The organism is Actinotignum schaalii FB123-CNA-2, assembly GCF_000411135.1.
Classification (GTDB): Bacteria; Actinomycetota; Actinomycetes; order Actinomycetales; family Actinomycetaceae; genus Actinotignum; species Actinotignum schaalii_A.
This window is the reverse complement of the sequence record NZ_KE150263.1, coordinates 469,235-493,095: the sequence shown is the minus strand read 5'-3', so window position 1 is coordinate 493,095 and position 23,861 is coordinate 469,235. Positions and strand designations below refer to the sequence as shown.

General features: G+C 61.4%; 15 protein-coding genes and 1 tRNA gene. 15 read left to right on the top strand and 1 reads right to left on the bottom strand.

Annotated elements, in window-relative coordinates; translation table 11 throughout:
* Nucleotides 1–137 precede the first annotated feature (137 nt).
* Nucleotides 138–3,938: an alkaline phosphatase gene (gene phoA, locus HMPREF9237_RS07395; RefSeq protein WP_016443123.1), complete on the top strand. Its 3,801-nt coding sequence runs from the start codon at nt 138–140 to the stop codon at nt 3,936–3,938.
* A gap of 136 nt (nt 3,939–4,074) precedes the next feature.
* On the opposite strand, the gene HMPREF9237_RS07390 is transcribed toward phoA, so the two are convergent.
* Nucleotides 4,075–5,289, bottom strand: a complete 1,215-nt coding sequence (locus HMPREF9237_RS07390; RefSeq protein WP_039898908.1) for a pyridoxal phosphate-dependent aminotransferase — start codon at nt 5,287–5,289, stop codon at nt 4,075–4,077.
* Between the two features lie 195 nt (nt 5,290–5,484).
* Here HMPREF9237_RS07390 and HMPREF9237_RS07385 point away from each other — a divergent pair.
* The 14 genes from HMPREF9237_RS07385 (at nt 5,485) to fusA (ending at nt 23,769) form a co-directional block, all read left to right on the top strand.
* Nucleotides 5,485–5,557, top strand: a tRNA-Trp gene (locus tag HMPREF9237_RS07385).
* A 55-nt stretch (nt 5,558–5,612) separates the two neighbouring features.
* Nucleotides 5,613–5,852, top strand: coding sequence for a preprotein translocase subunit SecE (secE, locus tag HMPREF9237_RS07380; RefSeq protein ID WP_016443121.1), 240 nt, complete (start codon nt 5,613–5,615; stop codon nt 5,850–5,852).
* Between the two features lie 42 nt (nt 5,853–5,894).
* On the top strand, nt 5,895–6,707 hold the full coding sequence (gene nusG, locus HMPREF9237_RS07375; RefSeq protein ID WP_016443120.1) for a transcription termination/antitermination protein NusG: 813 nt from the start codon (nt 5,895–5,897) through the stop codon (nt 6,705–6,707).
* Nucleotides 6,708–6,945: 238 nt separating this feature from the next.
* Entirely contained in the window at nt 6,946–7,380 is a 435-nt protein-coding gene (rplK, locus tag HMPREF9237_RS07370; protein WP_016443119.1) for a 50S ribosomal protein L11, read from the top strand.
* Between the two features lie 179 nt (nt 7,381–7,559).
* Nucleotides 7,560–8,261, top strand: a complete 702-nt coding sequence (gene rplA / locus HMPREF9237_RS07365) for a 50S ribosomal protein L1 (protein WP_016443118.1) — start codon at nt 7,560–7,562, stop codon at nt 8,259–8,261.
* Nucleotides 8,262–8,370: 109 nt separating this feature from the next.
* Nucleotides 8,371–9,702 carry a glycosyltransferase family 39 protein gene (locus HMPREF9237_RS07360; RefSeq protein ID WP_016443117.1) on the top strand — a complete coding sequence of 444 codons (1,332 nt, stop codon included), beginning with the start codon at nt 8,371–8,373 and terminating at the stop codon, nt 9,700–9,702.
* 310 nt (nt 9,703–10,012) lie between these two features.
* Nucleotides 10,013–10,534 (top strand): 50S ribosomal protein L10, encoded by a 522-nt coding sequence (gene rplJ / locus HMPREF9237_RS07355; RefSeq protein WP_016443116.1) that lies wholly within the window; start codon nt 10,013–10,015, stop codon nt 10,532–10,534.
* A gap of 176 nt (nt 10,535–10,710) precedes the next feature.
* Complete coding sequence (gene rplL, locus HMPREF9237_RS07350; RefSeq protein ID WP_016443115.1) at nt 10,711–11,100, top strand: 50S ribosomal protein L7/L12; 390 nt, start codon at nt 10,711–10,713, stop codon at nt 11,098–11,100.
* Nucleotides 11,101–11,635: 535 nt separating this feature from the next.
* Nucleotides 11,636–12,676 (top strand): GNAT family N-acetyltransferase, encoded by a 1,041-nt coding sequence (locus HMPREF9237_RS09020; protein ID WP_196800265.1) that lies wholly within the window; start codon nt 11,636–11,638, stop codon nt 12,674–12,676.
* 346 nt (nt 12,677–13,022) lie between these two features.
* A complete protein-coding gene (gene rpoB, locus HMPREF9237_RS07340; RefSeq protein WP_016443113.1) occupies nt 13,023–16,520 on the top strand; it encodes a DNA-directed RNA polymerase subunit beta in 3,498 nt (1,165 codons plus the stop codon).
* A 45-nt stretch (nt 16,521–16,565) separates the two neighbouring features.
* Nucleotides 16,566–20,453 (top strand): DNA-directed RNA polymerase subunit beta', encoded by a 3,888-nt coding sequence (locus HMPREF9237_RS07335; protein ID WP_016443112.1) that lies wholly within the window; start codon nt 16,566–16,568, stop codon nt 20,451–20,453.
* Between the two features lie 302 nt (nt 20,454–20,755).
* Nucleotides 20,756–21,130, top strand: a complete 375-nt coding sequence (rpsL, locus tag HMPREF9237_RS07330; RefSeq protein WP_016443111.1) for a 30S ribosomal protein S12 — start codon at nt 20,756–20,758, stop codon at nt 21,128–21,130.
* A complete protein-coding gene (gene rpsG, locus HMPREF9237_RS07325) occupies nt 21,130–21,600 on the top strand; it encodes a 30S ribosomal protein S7 (RefSeq protein ID WP_016443110.1) in 471 nt (156 codons plus the stop codon). Before rpsL ends, rpsG begins: the two co-directional genes overlap by 1 nt.
* Before the next feature lie 42 nt (nt 21,601–21,642).
* A complete protein-coding gene (fusA, locus tag HMPREF9237_RS07320; RefSeq protein ID WP_016443109.1) occupies nt 21,643–23,769 on the top strand; it encodes an elongation factor G in 2,127 nt (708 codons plus the stop codon).
* Nucleotides 23,770–23,861: the final 92 nt, after the last annotated feature.

The following is a 23,861-nucleotide window of genomic DNA, read 5'->3' as shown; positions in this document are numbered from 1 at the left end:
TTCCGGACCGTTGTTATGCCGCACCCACCACGTACAACCGCATCGTTCACCCGCCCGTTACATTCTGCTTGCCTTCCGGTAAAAGAATTAAGTGAATCTAAGAGGGCCCACGTTCTGTTAGAAGGGATAAAAGGACAATGGGATCCTCACATTTCACTGCCCGGCGCGCGGTGGCAGCAGCAGCTGTGGCCGCCGTCGGCTTCTCGGCGCTCGCGGGAGGTGCCGCTTCGGCGGAAAATACCACCTACCGCACCGCAAACGGCCCGGAAAACTGCGTTATTTTTGATGCGCAAGGAAACGTTATTCCGCCCAAACCCGGTGATTGCGCGCAATTCGGTAAGGCGGGCCAGGGGCGTTCCAATGCCAAGGCCCGTAACGTCATCCTCATTATTGGTGACGGTATGGGCCAGTCGGAAATCACCGCGGCCCGCAATTACCTCAAAGGCGCCTCGGGGCGTTTCGAAGGTATTGACGAACTCACCTCCGAAGGTATGTACACACACCATTCAGTCAATAAGAATGGTTCCTTCAATTACGTGACCGATTCGGCCGCCTCGGGTACCGCCTGGGCCACCGGTACGAAGACGTACAACGGAGCCATCGGCGTGGATCTGGCCGGCAAGCCGGTGCAGAACCTTATCGAGCAGGCCAAGAATGCCGGGCTGCGTACCGGCAACGTGACCACCTCCGATATTCAGGATGCCACCCCGGCCGTGATGGGTGCGCATTCCACCAGCCGCAGCTACTATGCTCCCTCCGGGAAGTCGAAGCCGGCCAAGGGCGCGGACCTGCGTGAAAACGGCGGGCTCGGCTCCATTTCGGAGCAGATTGTGGACACCCGCGCGGATGTGACCCTGGGCGGCGGCGCGAAGTACTTCGACGCCATGGTGACCACGGCCTCCGGGAACACCAACCCCTTCCTCGAGGGCGCGGCCAAGTACAACACCCGGTGGGAAGCCAATAAGTCGGTGCTGGAGAACGCCCGCGCGAATGATTTCCAGGTGGTAACCACCGCTGATGAACTCGCGGGAATCACCAAGGCCAATCAAGATTCCCCGGTTCTCGGGTTGTTTGCGCCTTCAAATATGACCACCGCCTACAAATCCTCCCGGGCAAAGGTGGGCGGGGCGAAGGCCGATCCGCTCACCTGCGAAAAGCAGGATATTGGCACCCAGCCCGAGCTCGTGGATATGACCCGCAAGGCCATTGAGCTTCTTGATGATCCGAGCGCGGAGAAGGGCTTCTTCCTTCAGATCGAATCGGCTTCCATTGACAAGCGCGATCACGCCTCGGACGCCTGCGGGCAGATCGGGGAAACTGATCGCCTCGACCAGGCCACCAAGGTTGCCCTGGACTTCGCGAAGAAGGACGGACAGACCCTCGTTGTCGTGACGGCGGACCACTCGCATACCGCGCAGATTGTGTCCGACGGCGACGACCACGTGGGCCCCGTGACTCGCCTGGCCACCGCCGATGGATCCCCGATGTCCATCCTTTACGGCACCACCAAGGTCGCTGAGGACGGCACCAATGCCGGTTCCCAGCAGCACACCGGAGCGCAGCTGCGCGTGGCCGCCTACGGCCCCGGTGAAGAAAATGTGCTGGGTCAAACAGATCAGACCGATCTTTTCTACACCATCGGTAATGCACTCTCCCTCAACGCCGAAGCCTCCACCGCCGCCAGCGATGCCAAGCTGGCGAAACCGGTAGCCGGCGGGGCCAAGATGGCCATCGCCGTGGACGAAAACGGCAAGGTGACCGTGCCGGCCCCCGGTGACTTCGCCCAGTACGGCAAGGACGGTGAGCAGCGTTCGGATGCTAAGGCCAAGAACGTGGTGCTCTTCATCGGTGACGGGATGGGTGATTCGGAAATCACTTCCGCCCGCAACTATCTCTACGGTGCGAACGGGCGCCTGCCCGGTATCGATAATCTCGAGTACACCGGTTCTTATACCCATTTCTCCATTGACCGCGACGGCGCTATTAACTACGTGACGGATTCGGCCGCCTCGGGTACCGCCTGGGCCACCGGCACGAAGACCTACAACGGCGCTATCGGGGTGGACCTGGCTCAAAAACCCCAGGAGAACCTCCTGGAGAAGGCGAAGCGGGCCGGTCTGAAGACCGGTAATATCACCACCTCCGAGGTGCAGGATGCCACCCCGGCGGTTATGGGTGCTCATGTCACCAGCCGCTCGCATTACGCACCCTCCGGGAACGCGAAGCCGGCCAAGGGCTCCGATCTGCGTGAAAACGGCGGCATGGGGTCCATTTCGGAACAGCTCGTGGACACCCGCGCGGACGTGACGATGGGCGGTGGCGCGAAGTACTTCGACGCTGAAGTTCAGGTGTCCGGTACCTGGGGTGAGACGACGCGGTGGACGGCCGGTAAGTCCGTGCTGGAAAACGCGCGTGATAACGATTTCCAGATTGTGACGACGGCGGAGCAGATGGCTGCCCTGACCGAAGCCAATCAGGATAAACCGGTTCTCGGTCTCTTCACCCCGGGCAATATGCCGCGCATGTTCAACGAGTCGGTGCCCACTCCAGGCAAGCCGGAGAATTACGAGACCTGTACGATCAACCCGAAGCGCACCGCGGATGTTCCCACCCTGGCGGCCATGACCCAGAAGTCCATGGATCTGCTCAAGAACGACGCCGGTTTCTTCCTCCAGGTGGAAGCCGCCTCGATTGATAAGGCTGATCACGGGGCGGATGCCTGCGGTCAGATTGGCGAGCTGGATGATTTGGATCAGGCCGTTGCGGTGGCGCAGCGCTGGGCCAAGGAGAATGGTGAGCCCACCCTTATCCTCGTGACTGCCGATCACGCCCACACCTCGCAGATCGTGGGCGTGGGAAGCACCACCTCGGGTGTCAACACCATCCTCAAGACGGTGGACGGCGACTATATGCAGATGTCCTATAACACCGCGGCATCCAATGAGGTGGCGCGCGGTGGCCAGGGACACACCGGTGCGCAGCTTCGTATCGCGGCCTCCGGCCCCGGTGCGGAAAACGTGATCGGGCGTACCGACCAGACCGACCTCCACTACACCGTAGCGAATGCACTCGGTCTGGATAAAGAATCGCAGCCGGTTGTCAACCAGTTCGTTAAGGAAGGCGCCAAGCCGGATCCGAGCGCTGAGCCGAGCGTGGATCCGAGTGCCGATCCGAGTGTGAATCCGACTCCGGAACCGGGTAAAGACCCGAGCGGTGATCCCACCGCGGATCCCAGCACGCCGGCCACGCCTTCCGATAACGGCAACACTTTCTACGTCTCCAATAACTGGACAGCTACCGTGGCTCAGGCGGTCTTCAGCTTCGGGCGCGCCGGAGATGATGTCCTGGTAGGGGATTGGAACGGGGACGGCAAGGATAGCTTCGCGGTGCGCCGCGGGAACACCTTCTACGTCTCCGATACTCTCCGGGGCGGCAAGGCACCTATCGAATTCTCCTACGGTAAGGCCGGTGACACCGTGCTCGTGGGTGACTGGGATGGCGACGGCAAGGACACCTTCGCGGTCCAGCGCGGGAATACCTTCTACGTAGCGAACTCGCTCAAGAGCGGGGACGCAGACGAGGTCATTAGCTACGGCCGCTACGGGGACACCCCCCTGGTCGGTGACTGGGATGGCGATGGCAAGGATACCTTCGCGGTGCGTCGCGGCAATGTCATCTTCGTCAAGAACGCTATTGTCTCGGGGAATGCCGATACCGAGTTCTCCTACGGCAAGGCTAAGGACGAGATCTTTACCGGAGATTTCGACGGTAATGGCACGGATACCTTCGCGGTGCGTCGCGGCAATGCGCTGCTCGTGAAGAACTCCCTCAATGCGGGCCCGGCCGATCTCACGCTCCATTACGGGCGTGTGGCTGACGAGCTCTTCGTTGGTGACTGGGACGGTAACGGCACCGATACCCCGGCGGTACGGCGCTAAATACCAGCGCTCAGCTGCCTGAATAACGGGTAAAACACGGTGGGCCGCGGCGGAAACGTCGCGGCCCACCTGTGTTAGGAAACTGCCGGATTGGCCATGCGGAGCCCAGCCAGCTGGCTAAGCAGTTATCCGGTTGCTAAGCGAAGTAATCGTGCAGGCGCGCCATCCCTTCGGCCAGTTCGGCATCGGAGAGCGCATAGGAGAAGCGGAGGAAGCCGCCCACCCCGAAAGCTTCCCCGGGCACCGCGGCCACATTAATATCGCCCAGGAGCTGATCGGCCAATTCCAGGGAGCTCGTGGCGCGGCGGGGACCCGTCCCGCCCAGCAGGCCTGCGACGTCGGCAAAAACATAGAAAGCGCCATCCGGGGGCGCAACCTTCACCCCGTCGATACCGGCCAGTTCGCTTACGATGCGGCCGCGGCGGCGCGCGAAGCCCTCACGCATCTCCTCGATGCGGTCGCGTGGGCCGGTGAGCGCGGCGATGGTGGCCCGCTGCGCCACGTTATTGACGTTCCCGGTCAGATGCGAATGTACCCGCTTGACCGCGGCCATGACGTCCGCGGGGCCGTAGAGCCAACCAACCCGCCATCCCGTCATGGCGAACGACTTCGAAACCCCGCCGATCACCAGGGTCTGCGCGGCCAGCTCGGGCACTTCGGCCAGCGGGTAGGCGGTGCGCACGCCGTCGTAGGTAAGGTGCTCGTAAATTTCGTCAACCACCAGCCAAATACCGTGCTCGAGGGCCCAGGCACCGATGGCACGCACCTCCGCGGCGGTGTAGACCGCTCCGGTGGGGTTAGTGGGCGAGCACAGCAGCAATGCCTTCGTCTTATCGGTGCGGGCGGCTTCGAGCTGCTCCACGTTCACCTTGAAGCCCTGGGTCGGGGGTGCGTATACCTCGGTGACGGTACCACCGAAAAGTTTAATAACTTCCGGGTAGGTGACCCAGTAGGGGGAGGGGAGGAGCACGTTATCGCCGGGGTCGATAAGTGCCGCCCAAGCTTCAAAGTTCGCCTGTTTCGCGCCATTAGTAACGACGACGCAGCTCGGGGACATTCGTACCCCGGCATCGAAAGCGACTTTGGCGCAAATCGCCTCGCGCAGCTCCGGCAGGCCATTGGGATCGGAGTATTTGTGATTGCGGATATCGCCGGTGGCGGCGGCCGCGGCGGCCACGATGTGATCCGGGGTGGGGAAATCCGGTTCCCCGGCCCCGAAAGAAATAATGGGGTGACCGGCGGCCCGCAGCTCCCGCTGGCGGGCGTCCACCGCGAGGGTGGCGGAGGGTGCAAGGGCTTGCAGGCGCGCGGAAACGCGGCGCGGAGTATGGGGGCTTGGTGTAGTACTCACTCTCCCATTAAACACTGTCCCGGGTACGGTTGTGACCTTTCTCCAAGGTAAGGGGCGAAAGTGGACGGCTGGGGTGTTATCGACTATGCTATTCCGGGTATGACGGCCTTGTGGTCGTGATACTCCAACGTCCACCTGGCGGCCGGAGCTCGCGGAGCACCACGGTTTCAGGCATAATGGTGGAGTTGCCAACCTAGGGTAGTGGCGCAATTGGTAGCGCATCGGTCTCCAAAACCGGCGGTTGGGGGTTCGAGTCCCTCCTACCCTGCTCCTGCCCCGCCAATACTGACGGGGCATTGTTACGACGAGGAAAAGGACGCACTGTGAAGGAAGTTGCAGCATCCAAGTCCTCCAAGGGCGCTGCGGAGAAGAAGGGCTTTTTTGCCCGGCTCGCGCAGTTCTTCCACGAAATCTTCGGTGAATTGAAGCGCGTCCAGCGCCCCTCCCGGGAGGAACTGGGGCAGCTGTTCACCACGGTGGTGCTCTTCATTCTCGCCGTGATGGTCTTTATCGGAATTTTCGATCTTATTTTCGGTCGCGCCACCGTCTGGATCTTCGGGTAGGTCCAGAACCAGGGCCGGCCCCAAGAACAGTGAGGGAACAGCGTGTCTGAGAACGTTACCGAACACGGCGATCTTTTTATGGAACCGGGTGCAAGCGCGCCCGCTGAGGAGGCTGCTCCCAGCGCGGATTCCCTCACCGATACCACCACCCAGGAAAGCGTAGCCGCGGAACAAACTGCGGATGCTGCTCCCGCTGAGGAACCCGCTCCGGCTTCCTCCAAGAAGGGCAAGAAGAAAGACGGCATCGTCACCGAAGAAGAGGTGCGGGCCAAGCTCAAGGGTCTAGAAGGCCGCTGGTACGTTCTTCACACCTATTCCGGTTACGAAAAGCGCGTCAAGCAGGACTTGGAAGTCCGCCTTGTCTCCATGAACATGGAGGACTACATCTTCCAGATTGAAGTCCCCATGGAAGAAGTCTTCGAAGTACGCCGCGGGCAGCGCAAGCTGGTATCGCGGGTACGCATGCCCGGTTACGTGCTTATTCGCATGAACCTCACCGATGATTCCTGGCGCGTGGTGCAGTCCACCAATGGCGTTACCGGTTTCGTGGGCAATGGGCGCACCCCGGTGGCCCTCACCTTCGATGAGGTTGTGACCATGCTGACCCCGGTGGTGGAAGCCGCCGCGGCGGACGAAGCGCGCGCCGCCGGCCTGCCCACGGGTGCCACGCCGGAAACCATCGCTCCCTTCGAAGTGGGCGATCCGGTTACCCTCACCGCCGAACCGTGGGCTGGGATGCCGGCCACCGTCTCGGAAATCGACGCGGAAAATCAGCGTCTCACCGTTATGATGACGCTCGTCGGTCAGGAAACTCCGGTGGAGCTCTCCTTCGCCCAGGTGCGCAAGGAAGACTAAGTTCCACGTGGCCGCTGCGGCGTCGTCGTACGTCCGTATACGTAAGTACTCATATACGTGAGCGCGTCAGTACGCTAGCGCTTCGGCAACGCAGGCTCGTATCTCGCGTCATTTAGCACAAGCTCCGCGGTGTGTCTCACACGGGCGGGGTTTTGTGCATCGCTCAGTTTCCCGTAATATAGATAGGCGTGCCGTCGCTAGCCATTGCGACGGCTGTTCAATGAGAAAAGGACCAGATATGGCACCGAAGAAGAAGGTTGCAGGCTTCATTAAGCTACAGATTCCTGCCGGCCAGGCCACCCCGGCCCCGCCGGTTGGTCCGGCTCTCGGTCAGCACGGCGTGAACATTGTTGAGTTCACGAAGGCGTACAACGCCGCGACCGAATCCCAGCGCGGAAACATCGTGCCGGTGGAAATCACCGTTTACGAAGACCGCACATTTGATTTCGTTCTCAAGACCCCGCCGGCGGCGCAGCTCATCAAGAAGGCTGCCGGGGTGCAGAAGGGTTCGCCCACTCCGCACACCCAGAAGGTTGGGCACCTCACGGCCGACCAGCTTCGCGAAATTGCGAAGATCAAGGAGCCGGACCTCAATGCCAATGACATTGACAACGCCGCGCGCATCATTGCCGGCACCGCCCGCTCCATGGGCATCACCTCGGACGCCATCTAAATAGATAGCGGAGTTGTTGGCGGGACGGCGCCGTCGTTCCACCGCAAACCGAGACCACAACATAACCGGAGCTGAGAGCATCGAGCAACCGCGCTCTTGGCGTCGGCAGGTTCCCACGCGGAACCGTGGAAGGGCCACGCAGGCTCGTTGACCACACCTGCACTAAAGGAGAAGCAGAAATGGCAAAGCGCTCGAAGGCATACCGCGCCGCAGCAGAAAAAATTGCGGACGGCGTGCTCTACACCCCCGCGGAGGCAATGCGCCTCGCGAAAGAAACGTCGGTGACGAAGTTTGACGCAACCGTGGAAGTTGTGTTCCGTCTCGGCGTGGATCCGCGTAAGGCGGATCAGATGGTTCGCGGTACCGTGAGCCTGCCCAATGGCACCGGTAAGACCGCCCGGGTGATCGTTTTCGCCCAGGGTGAGCGGGCCCAGCAGGCTATCGAAGCCGGCGCGGACGAAGTTGGCAGCGACGAACTCATTGAACGCGTTGCCGGCGGCTGGACTGATTTCGATTCGGCAGTGGCCACCCCGGATATGATGGGCAAGGTCGGCCGCCTCGGTCGCGTGCTCGGCCCCCGCGGTCTCATGCCGAATCCCAAGACGGGCACCGTCACCATGGACGTGGCGAAGGCCGTCAACGATATTAAGGGCGGACGTATCGAATTCCGCGTGGACAAGAACTCCAACCTACCCTTCATTATCGGCAACACGTCCTTCACTGAGCAGCAGCTCTTGGAAAATTACGCTGCCGCGTACGAAGAAATCATGCGTCTCAAGCCCTCCTCCTCGAAGGGCCGCTACGTCCTCAAGGCCACCGTGTCCACCACGATGGGCCCGGGCATTCCGATTGATGCCACCAAGACTCGCGCCGAAGCCTAAAACAGAACTGCGGGCTCGGCGGTAACGTCGTATCGCGAAAGGCGGGGATCCTCAGGGGTTTCCGCCTTTCGCGTTTTTTGTTGTCGTAACCGTGCTTTAGGCTAGAACCGTGACTTCCCATCCGCGTGTACGTGACGCTTTGCTCGCCTGCCTCCTCATGCTGCTCTGCCTGGGGTGGGCAGCCTGGGCCTTCGCGCACAATCCCTCCATTAACCCGGTGGGGGAGTGGACCTACCTGGACTACTCTCTTAAGGCATCGAGTGGCACTATTCCCGCTCCCGGGGAGGTCATGGCACCGCAGGCCCGTCAGGCCTGGGCCTGCCACGCTCCGGCCGGCACCGCCATTACGCCGCCACCTTGCGAATCCTGGGATCAGGTGGCCCCGGCAGATTGGCCCTATCGCGCGGAAAACTACAATGCTTTCCACCCGCCCCTGTATTTTTTGGTCGACGGCGCCATCGCGCGCCTGGCCGGTCTGGCGGGATTGAGCTTCCTCACAGGCGCCCGCCTGGGTTCGGCGGTGCTGGTAGCCGCCGGTGTGGGGCTTTTCTACGCCGCGCTGCGTGCCTGGCGTCTCAGCCCGGCGGTATCTTTCGCGGCGGCGCTCTTCTTCCTAGCGGTGCCCTCGGTGGCGGCCAGCGCCACCATGGTGCATAACGATGCGGTGGGCCCGCTGGCCGGCGCAGCCGCGGTATGGCTGAGCGCGCGCATCGTGGTGGGGAAGAAGACCGGCTGGGTGCTGCCCGCGCTCATCACCGCAGCGATTTGCCTTTCCCGCGTTATCTCCGTTACCGGAATTTTGGCGGTTCTGGTGCCCGTTACCCTGGCCATCTGCTGGCCGGGCTTAGTCGGCTTCGGGCGGGCGGAACGGCGCCCCCTCGCGGTGCTACTCGGCACCCAGGTTCTTACGGTGGCAGCCTGCTACCTGGGCTGGGATGCTCTTCAGGGCGCCCGCACTCCGGAAGGGTATGTGCCGGCTATCAACGCGATTTCTACCTCCCCGGTCAGTGAAGCCAGTACCGGGCGCCTCCTTCTCAGCCTGCTCAACCCTTACGGCCTGACCAATCCCGGGGCCAAGTACCATTTCTCCCCGGAGCTCATCTCAGCTCCCACCCAGATCTGGGGCACGGTGGCCTACGCCATTTTGCTGGCTGGGCCGCTGGTTGCCCTGGTGCTGGGCTTGCGTTCGGTACGCGGGCGGGTGCTCGGGCTTTCGGGCGCTACCGGGCCCCTCATCGTCGGAGTGGTAGTCCAGGCACGGGAAATTATCAACGGTGGCTTGTATTTCCGTTCCATTCCGCGCCGCTACGGGATCGCCAATGTGGCTGGGGCGCTGGCCGCCATCGCTCACCTGGCAGACCGGCCTATCTGGCGCGGTGTGCTCATGGGTGCGGGTGTGCTGGGATACCTGTGCTTGCTAGCTGGGCCGGTATGGGCCTAGCTGCGCCGGTATGGGCCTAGCTGCGCCGTCGTACCTACTACGCGGTGGCCGGCGCGCCATGCATCCCCGGCCATTCGAACCCGTGAGGCAAGCCACGCGATCCGGTCTTGGCGTAGTGGCGTGAAAACGATAGACTAGCCGATGCCAAAGACCGCAGGTTCCAACGGGATCAAACTCGCACCGCGAGGCCAGCGCAGGTAAGAACAGAGCTGAATGTTGCCGTGCTCACGGCAGGTCATCCAAGCCCCGTGCCTTACCGCGCGGGGCTTTTTCGTTGCCGAGCCTGCGGGTAAGACCGGAAGGAGGCCCCATGGCACGGACCGATAAGTCTGCAGCGATTGCGGAACTCAAGGAGCTCTTCGAGAACTCCACCGCTGTGCTGTTTACTGAGTACCGTGGCCTGACGGTCGGCCAGATGAAAGATCTGCGCCGGTCGTTCCAGGGTGGAGCTGTCTACAAGGTCGCCAAGAACACTCTTCTTGATATCGCCGCGAAGCAGGCCGGAATCGAGGTAGCGGAGGGGACCTTCCAGGGTCCGACCGCCGTTGCTTTCGTGACCGGTGAAGCTCCGGAAGCCGCGAAGGCCCTCAAGACCTTCGCCAAGGAGAACGAAGCCCTTATCCTCAAGGGCGGCGTGATGGACGGCGCTCAGCTGTCCGCAGACGACGTCAAGCAGCTCGCGGAACTCGAATCCCGCGAAGTCCTGCTGGCCAAGTCCGCCGGTGTTCTCAAGGCGCTCATGTACCAGGCAGCGTACGTACTCAACGCGCCGGCCACCAAGGCCGTTCGCACCATCGACGCCTTGCGCGCCAAGCAGGAAGCGGCTGCGTAGCCACTTCCGCCTCGGGATATTACGGATATCGGATATCACGGATATTTCGGAGTTTTCGCGGCTCGGCATACGCGTCGCGGAGCGGCCCTCAGCCGCGTACCCAGTTAGATCTGCCAGGCAGATAAATCTGCCGGCCAGATAGAGATCTGCTCGCTAGAGCGGAAAGGAAGGCCATCATGGCTAAGCTCTCGACCGAAGAGCTCATTGCAGCTTTCAAGGAGCTCACCCTCGTTGAGCTCAACGATTTCGTCAAGGCGTTCGAAGAGGAATTCGACGTTGAAGCCGCGGCTCCCGTCGCCGCCGTTGCCGCTCCGGCCGCTGCCGGTGGCGACGCCGGTGCTGCCGCCGAAGAGAAGTCCGACTTCGACGTTGTCCTCGAAGCCGCTGGCGACAAGAAGGTTGCGGTCATTAAGGAAGTCCGCGCCCTCACCTCCCTCGGCCTCAAGGAAGCCAAGGACCTCGTGGACTCGGCCCCCAAGGCTGTCCTCGAAGGTGTGGACAAGGACACCGCCGACAAGGCCAAGGAAGCCCTCGAGGGCGCCGGCGCCACCGTTACCCTCAAGTAACACGGCACGCCGAAAACTCGGCTAGTCGGCTGAGCAATCAGCCATCGGCGCGCGGGCATTAGGCCGCGCTCCACTCCACAAGCGGATACGCCCCGGCGTATCCGCTTGTTTGGTTTCCAGGCTATGAGGCTCTGCGATGCTGGCCGTCCGTCGCCGTGCTGGATTGCAAAGTGGTACTGGAGCTACAGCCAAACCACGATTTTCTGTCGTGGAGTACCACTTTGTAAGGCCTGATGTTCTCCAGTACCACTTTGCTGGACGGCAATAGGTGGCAACGGGTTAGTCCCGATGACGGCCGAAACGAAGTGCGCGTAAGAGCACCGTTTGCGCCCGATTTCGTGTCTCTAACGCGCACTTGACGGGGGCGATGGTTCGAAATGCGCATTTTGAGAGTACGCAAGAAGGTTGTCGCCGGCTACACTGGCACGGGTGAGCATCGGAGCACAAGCGGATGCGAAGCCCGAGACAGGGCCGGGAACGGATACCAGCTCGCCCCGGAAACGAGCCGGAAACGCGCCCTAATACAAACTCAACGATGATAACGAAAACGAACGTGAAGATGACGCAGGAAACGACGACGAATCACAGCCCCGAATCGTGCTTAAACCAGAGCCCTGAATCGCCTCAGGAGCAAAACCCGAACCCGGGCTCAAGTGAAACCCTCAGCTGGCGCCCCCTCACCCCGAGTGATATTCCCGCCTGGGCCGCGCTGGGAGCCGCGGATCCCTCCCTGCTCCACTCCGCCACCGAGCGCGACCTGCGTGATTTCCTTGCCAATCCTGAGGTCGATCCGGCCACCGAAACCCTCGCGCTGTACCGCGAGGATCACCTCCTTGCCGGAGCCACGGTGTCCATCATGGGCGACGTCGACCAAGATGATGACCTCGATATTTATATCGGCTATGCCTGCCCGGACCTCACGTACCTCCCCGAGCTCCTCAGCCGGTGCGAGCAGCTCGCCATCGGGCTCGCCGAACGTTCCGAGACTCGCTACTCCGGGCTGTCGGTGCAGGTCGCCCGCGATGATGACGCATCGGAAACCAACGCGGCGCTGGGGGAGCTGGGCTACCGCCTCACCCGAAAATACGAAGTCATGCGCCGGGAGGCCGCGCAGCTCCCCGCCGTCCACATTGACGGCGTGACTTTCCGCGCCCCCACCCTCGCCGACGAAGAACCGCTGCGCCTCGCGCATGCCGAAGCGTTCCGTGATCACTACGGGCGTTATGATTACGATGCTGCGTCCTGGCACTCCTTCCTCACCGGGTGGCGCATGCGCCTGGACTGCTCGGTCGTAGCGCACAGCGAGGAAACCGGCGCTGTGGTGGGCTACGCCCTCGCGAATGACTATGGCACGGAGCTTTATATCGAATATCTCGGCTCCTTGCGGGCGGTGCGCGGGCGCGGCGTGGGCGGACAGCTCGTGGATCGCGTTATTACAAACGCGGCCCGGGCCGGGTATGCCACCGTTGGACTGGACGTTGATACCCATAGTTCCACCGGGGCTGGCCGACTGTACACCGCCCACGGATTTGAAGGCTACTGCGCTGAGGTGACCCTCGAAAAACGCTTGCGCTAGGGGAGGTGACCACGCGGGACGGCGGCGTCGTCGTGCTACCAGAGAGGCGCGTTGAGCTGCCTCGACGCGCCCGCACTTGCATGTACGCCGTTCTTGTGCGAAAGTACTTTCGGACGATGAAGTTCGGACGAGATACCGGCACCGCCTAGCGCTGGTATCCCCATGTGTGACCCCTCGCATAGGCCGGGGGTCTTGGTTCTTGCCGTTAAAACGTGTAGTGTAGAAACTTGCGTTGACACTCCTATGCCCTTGATCACCTCCGCAGCGTTTTTTGGCGTGATATCGCGGTTTTCGGTGAGGGTGACTGGATTGTCCTTCTGCCAGATTCGTCAGGGAAGGATCCACTTTGGCTGCTTCGCGCACATACTCGCTCGCTGCACATAACGGCAAGCCGGTTGTTGACCGCGTATCTTTCGCGAAAATCCATGAACCACTGCAAGTGCCGAATTTGCTCGGCCTCCAAACCGATAGTTTCGGTTGGCTGATCGGCTCGGATAAATGGGTCGCGGAAAACCCCGGCGCTCAGTCCGGGCTCGAAGAAATCTTCGAAGAAATTTCCCCGATCGAAAATGCCGCGCAAACCATGGGCCTGGTGCTCTCCGCCCCGCATCTCGAGGAACCGAAGTACTCCATCCTCGAATGCCGCGAACGTGACCTCACCTACTCGGCACCCCTGTACGTCACCGCGGAATTCCAGAACTACGAAACGGGTGAAATCAAGTCGCAGACCACCTTCATTGGCGACTTCCCGCTCATGACGGACCGCGGTACCTTCATCGTGAACGGTACCGAGCGCGTGGTTGTTTCCCAGCTGGTACGTTCCCCGGGCGTGTACTTCGAACGCACCGCGGATAAGACCTCCGATAAGGATATTTACAACACCAAGGTCATCCCCTCGCGCGGTGCCTGGCTGGAATTCGAAATCGATAAGCGCGATGCGGTGGGCGTGCGCGTGGACCGCAAGCGTAAGCAGTCCGTGACCGTATTCCTCAAGGCCCTGGGCATGACGGAATCGGAAATTCGCGAAACCTTCTCCGAATTCCCCATTCTCATTGACACCCTGGAAAAGGACACCGTCCACAACCAGGAAGAAGCACTGCAGGATCTGTACCGCAAGCTGCGCCCGGGTGAACCGCCCACGGCGGAAGCTGGCCGTACCCTGCTCAATAACTTCTACTTCAACCCCAAGCGCTATGACACCGCGAAGGTGGGGCGCTACAAGATCAACAAGAAGCTGGGCCTGCCGGAAGATAACACCGCCCGCCAGCTCACGCTCACGGATATCACCGCGGCGCTGCGCTACCTCCTCGCCCTCCACCAGGGCATGGACCGCATGGGGGAGGACGGCGAATTCCCGACCATCCTCTGCGCTGAAGGCGCCACCCCGGTGCGCGTCAGCACCGATGATATTGACAACTTCTCCAACCGCCGCGTGCGCGCGGTCGGTGAGCTTATCCAGAACCAGGTGCGCACCGGTTTGGCGCGCCTGGACCGGATGGTGCGCGAACGCATGACCACTCAGGAAGTGGAAGCGATTACGCCCTCCTCGCTCATCAATATCCGGCCGATCGTCGCTGCGATTAAGGAGTTCTTCGGAACGTCCCAGCTCTCGCAGTTTATGGATCAGAACAACCCGTTGGCGGGCCTGACCCACAAGCGCCGCCTCTCGGCCCTGGGCCCGGGCGGTCTGTCCCGTGATCGTGCCGGCATGGAAGTGCGCGACGTGCACCCCTCGCATTACGGGCGCATGTGCCCCATCGAAACTCCGGAAGGCCCGAACATCGGCCTCATCGGTTCGCTGGCCTCCTTCGCGCAGATCAATTCCTTCGGCTTCATCGAAACGCCCTACCGGCGCGTGGTCGATGGTCGGGTCACGAATGAGATCGATTACCTCCAGGCGGGCGATGAAGATAACCACAATATCGCCCAGGCCGAAGCACCTATCGATGCGGATGGCCACTTCCTGGAAGAAGAAGCGCTCGTGCGCGTTCCGGGTGGCGAGCCGGCTCTCGTTCCGGTAGACGAAATCGATTACATGGACGTGTCCGCGCGCCAGATGGTCTCCATCGGTACCGGCATGATTCCCTTCCTCGAGCACGACGACGCCAACCGCGCCCTTATGGGTGCGAATATGCAGCGCCAGGCTGTGCCGCTGATCCGCCCGGTTTCCCCGTACGTGGGCACCGGCTGGGAGATGCGCTGCGCGGTTGACTCCGGTGACGTGACGGTGGCCGCGGCCCCCGGCGTGGTTACCGAAGTGGATGCCGATGCCGTGCACGTGGAGCAGGACGATGGGCGCCACGTCATCTACAAGATGTCCAAGTTCGAGCGTTCCAACCCCGGTAACTGCATTAACCAGCGCGTGGTGGTATCCGCTGGGGATCGCCTGGAAGCGGGAACTCTTATTGCCGACGGCGCAGCTACCGAAGGTGGCGAACTCGCGCTGGGGCAGAACTTGCTCGTGGCCTTTATGTCTTGGAATGGCTACAACTACGAGGATGCCATCATCCTCTCCGAGCGCTGCGTGCGCGATGACCTCCTCACCTCGATCCACATCGAGGAACACGAGGTCGATGCGCGTGATACCAAGCTCGGCCCGGAGGAAATCACCCGCGATATTCCCAATGTCTCTGAGGAAATGCTCTCGCACCTCGATGACCACGGAATTATTCGCATCGGTGCGGAAGTGCGCGCCGGCGATATTATCGTGGGCAAGATTACTCCCAAGGGCGAAACGGAACTTACCAGTGAAGAGCGCCTGCTGCGCGCTATCTTCGGGGAAAAGGCCAAGGAAGTGCGCGATACCTCGCTGCGCGTTCCGCACGGCGAATCCGGCATCGTCATCGATATCCGCCAGTTCGATAAGGAAAATAACGACGAACTTCCCTCGGATGTCAACGAAACCGTTCGCGTCTACATCGCCCAGCGCCGCAAGATCACGGTGGGCGATAAGATGGCCGGCCGCCACGGAAATAAGGGTGTTATCTCCCGTATTCTTCCGGTGGAAGATATGCCCTTCATGGAAGATGGCACCCCGGTTGATATCATCCTCAACCCGCTGGGCGTTCCTGGCCGCATGAATCTGGGTCAGGTTTACGAATTGCACCTGGGCTGGGTGGCTTCCCGCGGGTGGGATGCCAGCGCCGCCCGGGAAGCGGGCGAAGAATGGGCGCTGCGCCTTCCCGAAGATACCGTCAAGGCCGCCCCGGGCACCCGGGTTGCCACCCCGGTATTCGACGGTCTCCAGGCCGATGAGCTGGATGGACTTCTCCAGTCCACCCTCCCGGATGCGGAAGGCCACACCCTGGTCAACCGCTTCGGCAAGGCCCGGCTCTTCGACGGGCGCACCGGCGATCCCTTCCCGGATCCGGTCTCGGTTGGTTACATGTACATGCTCAAGCTGCATCACCTTGTGGATGATAAGATCCACGCCCGCTCCACGGGTCCGTACTCGATGGTGACCCAGCAGCCCCTGGGCGGTAAGGCACAATTCGGTGGCCAGCGCTTCGGTGAAATGGAAGTGTGGGCCCTGGAAGCTTACGGTGCCGCGCACACCCTGCAGGAAATGCTCACGATCAAGTCCGACGACACCGTGGGCCGCGTCAAGGTGTACGAAGCCATCGTCAAGGGCGATAACGTTCCCGAAGCTGGTATTCCGGAATCTTTCAAGGTTCTGATGCAGGAAATGCGGTCGCTGTGCCTGAATGTGGCAGCTCTCGATGCATCCGGGCAGGTCATCGACCTCCAGGATGCGGAAGAAGATCGCATGCGCGCTGCGGCCGGCCCGGAGGAGCCCGTGCTGCAGACCGGTCTGGAGGATCTGTCCACCGGAGCCGACTTCTAAACTCTCAAATCTTCTTAGTGGCGCACAACATCGGAAGTAGGAATCTTGCTCGACGTTAATCGTTTTGACCAGCTCCACATTGGTCTGGCAACCTCGGATGATATCCGTGCCTGGTCGCACGGTGAGGTGAAGAAGCCGGAAACTATCAACTACCGCACCCTCAAGCCGGAAAAGGACGGTCTGTTCGGCGAACAGATCTTCGGGCCCACCCGCGATTGGGAATGTGCCTGCGGTAAGTACAAGCGGCCGCGGTTCAAGGGCATCGTCTGCGAACGCTGCGGCGTGGAAGTCACCCGCTCGAAGGTGCGGCGCGAGCGGATGGGCCATATTGAGCTCGCCGCTCCCGTCACCCATATTTGGTACTTCAAGGGCGTGCCCTCGCGCTTGGGCTACCTCCTGGACGTGGCCCCCAAGGACCTCGAGAAGGTCATCTACTTCGCTGCCTATATGGTGACCGAAGTCGATGAAGAGGCCCGCCGCGCGGATATGCCCACCCTCCAGTCCGAATACGAACTGGAGCGCCGTGCCCTGGAAAAGAACCGGGATGTCACCCTCGAAACCCGCCAGCAGGAGCTCGAAAAGGAGCTTGCGCAGGCGGAAGAAGATGGCGCCACGGATTCCCAGAAGCAGAAGATCAAGCGCGCGGCCGATAATGACCTCGCTAAGATCCGCAAGAATACAGATCGCGAACTCGAGCGCCTGGAAACCATGTGGGATCGCTTCACCAAGCTCAAGGTGGGGGATCTGGAAGGCGACGAAGACCTCTACCGCGAAATGGACGCGCATTACGGCGACTACTTCAAGGCCGCCCGCGGTGCGGAAGCTATCCAGGCTCGCCTGCGTTCCTTTGATCTGCAGGCCGAACATGACCGGCTCGTTGAAGTTATCGAATCGGGTACCGCCCAGCGCAAGGCCCGTGCCCTCAAGCGCATCAAGGTGGTTAACGCCTTCCTGCATTCGGATACCAAGCCCGAATCGATGGTGCTTGATGCTCTCCCGGTGATCCCGCCGGACCTGCGCCCGATGGTGCAGCTGGACGGTGGCCGCTTCGCGACCTCCGATCTCAACGACCTCTACCGCCGCGTGATCAACCGGAATAACCGCCTCAAGCGCATGCTGGACCTGGGCGCCCCGGAAATCATGGTCAATAACGAAAAGCGCATGCTCCAGGAATCCGTGGACGCGCTCTTCGATAACGGTCGGCGCGGGCGCCCGGTGCAGGGTGCGGGCAACCGCCCCCTCAAGTCGCTTTCCGATATGCTCAAGGGCAAGCAGGGCCGCTTCCGCCAGAACCTCCTGGGTAAGCGCGTGGACTACTCGGGCCGTTCCGTTATCGTGGTGGGTCCGACCATGAAGCTGCACCAGTGCGGCTTGCCGCGTGTTATGGCCCTGGAACTCTTCAAGCCCTTCGTGCAAAAGCGCCTCGTGGACCTGGAAATTGCCAAGAATATCAAGGCGTCCAAGCGTTTCATCGACCGCCAGCGTCCCGAAGTGTGGGATGTTCTCGAAGAGGTTATGCGCGAGCACCCGGTGCTCCTCAACCGCGCCCCAACCCTGCACCGCCTGGGTATTCAGGCTTTCGAGCCGCTCATGATTGAAGGTAAGGCGATCCGCCTGCACCCGCTGGTGTGCTCCGCCTTCAACGCGGACTTCGACGGCGACCAGATGGCCGTGCATCTCCCGCTTTCCGTGGAGGCCCAGGCCGAGGCGCGCATCCTTATGCTCTCTTCGAATAACATCCTCAAGCCCTCCGACGGGCGCCCCGTGACCATGCCTTCGCAGGACATGGTGATCGGGCTGTTCTACCTGACATCTCAGGTCGACGGCGCCACCGGGGAAGGCCGCTCCTTCACCTCTATTGATGAAGCGCGGATGGCCTACGACATGGGCAGTCTTGACCTCAATGCGAAGGTGAAGATTCGTTTCGAAGCGGATGTTGTTCCCCCGCGTGGCTGGAAGGCCCCGGAGAACTTCGAAGAAGGGGACCGGCTGCTGCTGGAAACCACCCTGGGCCGCGCGATCTTCAATGATTCGCTCCCGGTGGACTTCCCCTACGTCAATGAGACGGTAGACAAGAAGGTCCTTGGTGGGATCGTCAATCGCCTGGCCGAACGCTACGAGAAGGTCTACGTAGCCGCCTCGCTGGACGCCCTGAAATCGGCTGGTTTCTACTGGGCCGGGCGCAGCGGCGCCACCATTGCGGTATCGGACGTCGTCGTACCCGAATCGAAGCCGGAAATTTTGGCGGAAGCCGAAAAGAAGGCCGCGGTTATCGAAAACCAGTTCCTCACCGGCCGTATCGAGGACGAGGATCGCCGCCGCGACCTCGTGGACCTCTGGTCGGAAGTGACGGACGCGATCGCCGTGGAAATGCGCGAAAACTTCACCGCGGATAACACCGTGAACCGCATGGTGTCCTCCGGGGCGCGCGGTAACTGGGAACAGGTTCGTCAGATCGCGGGTATGCGCGGGCTGGTTGCCGACCCGAAGGGCGCGATTATTCCCCGCCCGATTACCTCGAATTACCGCGAGGGCCTCTCGGTTCTCGAATACTTCGTGGCGACGCACGGTGCTCGTAAGGGCCTGGCGGATACCGCGCTGCGTACCGCTGACTCCGGGTACCTCACCCGCCGCCTCGTGGACGTGGCGCAGGACGTCATCGTGCGCGAATCCGATTGCGGGACCAGCCGCGGCCTGACCAAGACCATCGCGGAGAAGGGCGCTGACGGCACTCTCATTCCCGATCCGCAGCTGGATACTTCGGTGTACGCCCGTACTCTGGCCAAGGATGTTGTATCCGAAGATGGCGAAGTGCTGGCGGCTGCCGGAACCGATCTGGGTGATGCGATTATCGAGCACCTCATCGAGAACGGCGTGACTCAGGTATCGGTGCGTTCGGTGCTGACCTGCCAGTCGCGTACCGGCACCTGCGCCAAGTGCTACGGTCGGTCCATGGCAACGGGCAAGCTCGTGGATATTGGCGAAGCGGTGGGTATCGTGGCCGCCCAGTCCATTGGTGAACCCGGTACCCAGCTGACGATGCGTACCTTCCACACCGGTGGCTCGGCCTCCGCGGACGACATCACCCAGGGTCTTCCCCGTGTGCAGGAACTCTTCGAAGCTCGTACCCCGAAGGGCGAGGCCCCGATCGCGGAAGCGGCCGGAATCCTCCAGATCGAGGATGGGGAGCGCGTGCGTCGCCTCATTATTCAGCGCGACGACGGCGAAGAGGACCTTGTCTACCAGGTCTCCAAGCGAGCCAAGCTCTTCGTTCCCGAAGGCGGCCACGTCAACGTCGGCCAGCAGCTCGTGGAAGGTAGCGTGGACCCCAAGAAGGTGCTGCGTATTTCCGGGCGCCGGGTGGCGCAGGAACATATCGTTTCCGAAGTGCAGGCCGTGTACCGCTCCCAGGGCGTGGAAATCCACGACAAGCACATCGAAGTGATCGTGCGCCAGATGCTGCGCCGTATCACCGTGCTGGAAGCGGGAACCACGAAGCTGCTGCCGGGCGAATTGGTGGACGTGGCGCGCTTTGAAGATGAGAATCGCGCGGCAATGGCCGAAGGTGGCAAGCCCGCCTCCGGGCGCCCCGAGCTCATGGGTATTACCAAGGCCTCCCTGGCCACGGATTCCTGGCTCTCGGCGGCCTCCTTCCAGGAGACCACCCGCGTCCTCACCGAGGCCGCGCTCAATTCCAAGTCCGATCCGCTCGAGGGCCTCAAGGAAAACGTTATCCTCGGTAAGCTCATCCCGGCCGGCACCGGCCTGGAGACGATGCGTTCGGCCAAGATCGAACCGACTGCCGAAGCTCGGGTGGAGTTCGAAAAGAACAACGGCTTTGCCGCCACCGATTTCGATATGTTCGATGACACCTTCCCGTATACCGACTTCCAAGAGTTTGATCTCGGAGCCGGCTACGGAATGTTCTCCTAAACAAGTTCCCCGGTAGCGGGGGAGCTCCCAGCGGGGCGGCCACGGTGTGGCCGCCCCGCTGCGGCGTCGTTGTAAAAAGAAGTGCGCGTTAAAAGAAGCGCCGGGGCGGGCCCGCAGCCCGTGTGTTTCCTAACACCTCAGCCCACGAATCTTTGACGGCTCCTCGTGTTAACCGCTATTCTTGTTTAGGTTGCCTGTTTGCGGGTCTGTTGTGGCGGCCTCCGGCCGTCCCGTAATGAGCGGTGTGCGTTCGGGCAGATTTGGCAAACGTTATAATATTCATCTGTCTATCAGGAGAAGTAGTGCCTACAATTCAGCAGCTGGTCCGCGAGGGCCGCGCGAAGAAGAAGCGCGCTCCTAAGCGCCCGGCGCTTAAGGGGAGCCCCCAGCGTCGTGGGGTGTGCACCCGCGTGTTCACCACCACCCCCAAGAAACCGAACTCTGCGCTCCGTAAGGTTGCCCGTGTTCGCCTGTCCTCCGGCATCGAAGTGACGGCGTACATCCCCGGTGAAGGTCACAACCTGCAGGAACACTCCATCGTCCTCGTTCGCGGCGGTGGCGTGAAGGACCTCCCCGGTGTGCGGTACAAGATCGTCCGCGGCGCCCTTGACACCCAGGGCGTGAAGAGCCGCAACCAGGCTCGTTCCCGTTACGGCGCCAAGAAGGAGAAGAAGTAATGCCTCGTAAGGGTCCGGTTAAGAAGCGTCCGCTGGTCAGCGATCCGGTTTACAACTCCCAGCTGGTGACCCAGCTGGTCAACCGCGTCCTCGTGGATGGCAAGAAGTCCCTGGCGCAGTCCATCGTCTACGGTGCGATGGAAGGCGTGGCGGAAAAGTCCGGGCAGGACGCCCTGGCGGTTCTCAAGCGCGCTATGGATAACATTCGTCCGCAGCTGGAAGTGCGTTCCCGCCGTGTCGGTGGCGCCACCTACCAGGTGCCGGTGGAAGTCAAGGCTGGCCGTTCCACGGCCCTTGGCCTGCGCTGGCTGGTGGAATTCGCGCGCCAGCGTCGCGAAAACACCATGACGGAACGTCTCCTCAACGAAATCCTCGATGCCTCCAACGGCCTTGGTGGTGCTGTTAAGCGCCGCGAGGATACCCACCGCATGGCGGAAGCCAATAAGGCCTTCGCCCACTACCGCTGGTAATCACCAGGGTTATCTGACCCGCGAGATAGAAGAGAGCGAAAAGTGGCACAAGAAGTGCTTACGGACCTTTCCAAGGTTCGCAATATCGGCATCATGGCTCACATCGATGCCGGCAAGACAACGACCACCGAACGCATCCTGCTCTACACCGGCATTAACCACAAGCTGGGTGAAACCCATGACGGCGCCTCGACGACCGACTGGATGGAACAGGAAAAGGAACGCGGCATTACGATTACGTCCGCTGCGGTCACCGCGTTCTGGAAGGGTACGCAGTTCAATATCATCGACACCCCCGGCCACGTTGATTTCACCGTGGAAGTGGAGCGCTCCCTGCGCGTGCTGGACGGCGCCATCGCGGTGTTCGACGGTAAGGAAGGCGTGGAGCCGCAGTCGGAAACGGTGTGGCGCCAGGCTGATAAGTACCACGTGCCGCGTATTTGTCTCATCAATAAGATGGATAAGTTGGGGGCGAACTTCGACTTCTCCGTCCAGACCATTCGGGATCGCCTCAGCGCCCACCCGACTGTTATCACCTTCCCGATCGGCGCGGAGAATGACTTCTCCGGCGTGGTGGACGTGCTCAAGATGAAGGCGATCCGCTTCCCCGAAAAGGATGCCCAGGGTAATGACACCTGGGGCGCCGTTGTGGTGGAAGAAGATATCCCCGCCGAACTGCAGGCCAAGGCCGAAGAGCTGCGCATGGCCGCTATGGAAGATGCCGCCGAAGCCTCCGATGAACTCATGGAGAAGTACCTCGAGGATGGCGAGCTGAGCACCGAGGATATGATCAAGGGTCTGCGTATCCGTACGATCGCCTCGGAAATCTACCCCGTGTATGCCGGTTCGGCCTACAAGAACAAGGGTATTCAGCCCGCCCTGGACGGCGTGGTGCACTTCCTGCCCGCCCCGATTGACGTTCCGGCTATCAAGGGCTTCAAGCCGGGTCACGAAGAAGACGGTGAAACCGAAGAACGCCACCCGAGCGAGAACGAGCCGTTCTCCGCGCTGGCCTTCAAGATTGCGGTGCACCCCTTCTACGGCAAGCTCACCTACATCCGCGTGTACTCCGGTAAGGTGGCGGCCGGTACCCAGGTGCTCAACTCGGTCAAGGGCCGCAAGGAGCGCGTGGGCAAAATGTTCCAGATGCACTCCAATAAGGAAAATCCTGTTGAAGAGGCGCATGCCGGGCATATTTACGCGTTCATCGGGCTGAAGGACACCACCACCGGTGATACCCTCTGCGCCCAGGACGCCCCGATTATTCTTGAGTCCATGTCCTTCCCGGAGCCCGTGATTCACGTGGCGATTGAGCCGAAGTCGAAGGGTGACCAAGAAAAGCTTTCCGTGGCTATTCAGAAGCTCGCGGAAGAGGATCCGACCTTCACGGTTCGTCAGGATGAGGAAACCGGCCAGACCGTCATCGGCGGTATGGGCGAACTCCACCTCGATATCCTCGTCGACCGTATGAAGCGTGAGTTCAAGGTTGATGCGAACGTCGGTGCTCCGATGGTTGCCTACCGCGAGACGATCCGCAAGAAGGTCGATAGCGTCGAATACACCCATAAGAAGCAGACGGGTGGCTCGGGCCAGTTCGCGCGTGTCATCGTCACGTTTGAGCCGCTTGACTCGAACGAAGACGGGAACACCTACGAATTTGTCAACGCCGTGACCGGTGGTCGCGTTCCGCGTGAATACATCCCGTCTGTCGATCAGGGTATCCAGGAAGCCATGCAGAATGGTGTCCTCGCCGGGTTCCCGGTGGTGGGCGTCAAGGCCACCCTGGAAGACGGCGCTTATCACGACGTCGACTCTTCGGAGCTGGCGTTCAAGATCGCGGGTAACCAGGTGTTCAAGGAAGGCGCACGGCGCGCCAATCCTGTGCTTCTGGAACCCATCATGGACGTGGAAGTCCGCACCCCGGAAGAGTACATGGGCGACGTTATCGGCGACCTGAACTCCCGGCGCGGTATGATCAAGTCCATGGAGGATGCGACGGGCGTCAAGATCGTGCGCGCCAATGTGCCGCTGAGCGAAATGTTCGGCTACGTTGGCGACCTGCGGTCGAAGACCCAGGGGCGCGCGGTGTATTCCATGCAGATGGATTCCTACGCCGAGGTCCCGAAGGCCGTTGCGGAACAGATCATCGCGGAATCTCGTGGTGAATAGTCGCCGGTTTCGTTTACAATAGGTAACTGTTCGGAACAGACCGGATTATGCGCGAGCATCATCCACATAGCTGTAAGTAATTTCTAGAGTCC

What these genes read in the sequence shown, in the direction of transcription:
- phoA (WP_016443123.1), top strand. Translation starts at nt 138, where the DNA reads ATGGGATCCTCACATTTCACTGCCCGGCGCGCGGTGGCAGCAGCAGCT.
- rplK (WP_016443119.1), top strand. Translation starts at nt 6,946, where the DNA reads ATGGCACCGAAGAAGAAGGTTGCAGGCTTCATTAAGCTACAGATTCCT.
- rplA (WP_016443118.1), top strand. Translation starts at nt 7,560, where the DNA reads ATGGCAAAGCGCTCGAAGGCATACCGCGCCGCAGCAGAAAAAATTGCG.
- rplJ (WP_016443116.1), top strand. Translation starts at nt 10,013, where the DNA reads ATGGCACGGACCGATAAGTCTGCAGCGATTGCGGAACTCAAGGAGCTC.
- rplL (WP_016443115.1), top strand. Translation starts at nt 10,711, where the DNA reads ATGGCTAAGCTCTCGACCGAAGAGCTCATTGCAGCTTTCAAGGAGCTC.
- HMPREF9237_RS09020 (WP_196800265.1), top strand. Translation starts at nt 11,636, where the DNA reads ATGATAACGAAAACGAACGTGAAGATGACGCAGGAAACGACGACGAAT.
- rpsG (WP_016443110.1), top strand. Translation starts at nt 21,130, where the DNA reads ATGCCTCGTAAGGGTCCGGTTAAGAAGCGTCCGCTGGTCAGCGATCCG.